Source organism: Sulfitobacter sp. HI0027, from assembly GCF_001634775.1.
Classification (GTDB): Bacteria; Pseudomonadota; Alphaproteobacteria; order Rhodobacterales; family Rhodobacteraceae; genus Sulfitobacter.
Map to the genome: position 1 here is coordinate 1 of NZ_LWER01000073.1, position 1,387 is coordinate 1,387.

Genomic DNA, 1,387 nt, shown 5'->3' on the forward strand with positions numbered 1-1,387 from the left:
GCGCTATCCGGCCATTGCACCGAGCTGGCGCCGAGCCTGGAACGAGGTGATCCCGTTTCTCGACTACCCGCCCGAAGTGCGCCGATTGATTTACACAACGAATGCCATAGAAGCCTTGAACTCAAAAATCCGGCGTGCGGTGCGAACCCGAGGCCACTTCCCGAGCGATGAGGCGGCAGCAAAGTTGATCTACTTGGCGCTCAATGCTACTTCAGTCGAGTGGAAGCGATCTGTGCGTGAATGGCACCGCGTTAAAAGCCAACTCGCCATCATGTTCGAAGAACGCTTTCCCATGGCGTAACTAAAGGCGTCAGGGCACAAAATTACGCACACTCCCGCCATCAACGCTAGTACGAGCTCTGCGTCCTCTTCTTCGATATCATCTTGTTGTAGTAGGCCTCGCAGAAAACCCATTTCTTCATCCGACAAATCCTGTTCAACTTCGACCTCTTCATCGGGAATACCATCATAGTCAGTAATAATGACACGCCGTCTTTGGAGTAGCTGTATCCTTACGTCTTCGATCGCATCCTCAAGTTCAACGTTCTCTCGCACTCCGTCACTGGTCTTGTTTGGATTCAGTGAAAGGCCTTTCTCACCCAACAAGCGCTGGATCGTAATGAAGTCATGACGAAGATCACGCCGCGAGTCGGAGAAAAGTACAAAATCGTCCATAAACCTAACAACCGCATTGCTGCGCAATCCGTGAAACTGCTCGACAAAACGGAGAAAGTCGTTGCCTATCATTTTCGTTGGGTAAATGCCCTGTGGCAGACAATCGACTGACCGCCCCGTGTTTATTTCCCGAAGAAACTGACCAAACGCCTGGTAATCCTGTTCAGATGCTCCGGTTCTGGACAACCAAGAAACGAGTGTTGATTGTCACTGAGAACTGACCCGGTGGGGGTGCGGACGAAAAGTTGGACTATCTTGGAGATAGTTCATGTACAGCTACGAAGAACGACTGCGCGCGGTTAAGCTTTATATCAAGCTCGGCAAGCGCGCTCAGGCCACCATCCGTGAGTTGGGGTATCCAACGAAGAACGCCCTTAAAGGGTGGTATCGAGAATACCAACGTCTGCAGGACTTGCCGATACGATCGGCACCACGCCCGCCTAAATTCTCGCTGGCGCAAAAGGAGATGGCGTTAGAGCATTATGCAACCCATGGCCGCTGTATCTCATGGACGCTGCGTGCTTTAGGCTATCCATGCCGAACCACAATGACGGCGTGGGTGCGCGAGGCCTTTCCTGACATGAAGCCGGCCTCCAACACGGCATATGGCCCCGGCAATCACTCTGACGCCGTGAAGCAGGCTGCTGTGGCGGGGCTATATAGCCGTCAAGAAAGTGCCCAGTCCCTGGCTGAAAAGTTCGGAGTTAGTCGG

At 52.9% G+C, this 1,387-nt stretch carries 3 protein-coding genes and 1 pseudogene; 3 read left to right on the forward strand and 1 reads right to left on the reverse strand.

The window, feature by feature from the left end:
- Positions 1-301 (forward strand): transposase (locus A3722_RS23130; protein WP_201721961.1); only part of this gene is annotated, 301 nt, incomplete at its 5' end.
- On the opposite strand, the gene A3722_RS25260 is transcribed toward A3722_RS23130, so the two are convergent.
- Positions 190-702 carry a hypothetical protein gene (locus A3722_RS25260; protein WP_443068615.1) on the reverse strand — a complete coding sequence of 171 codons (513 nt, stop codon included), beginning with the start codon at positions 700-702 and terminating at the stop codon, positions 190-192. The two genes, A3722_RS23130 and A3722_RS25260, sit on opposite strands and share 112 nt — an antisense overlap.
- On the opposite strand from A3722_RS25260, the gene A3722_RS24705 reads away from it, so the two are divergent.
- Entirely contained in the window at positions 628-786 is a 159-nt protein-coding gene (locus tag A3722_RS24705) for a hypothetical protein (RefSeq protein ID WP_236627341.1), read from the forward strand. The two genes, A3722_RS25260 and A3722_RS24705, sit on opposite strands and share 75 nt — an antisense overlap.
- Before the next feature lie 157 nt (positions 787-943).
- A pseudogene (locus A3722_RS23850) lies at positions 944-1,387 on the forward strand (IS3 family transposase); the annotation flags it as partial.

What these genes read in the sequence shown, in the direction of transcription:
- A3722_RS24705 (WP_236627341.1), top strand. Translation starts at nt 628, where the DNA reads ATGACGAAGATCACGCCGCGAGTCGGAGAAAAGTACAAAATCGTCCAT.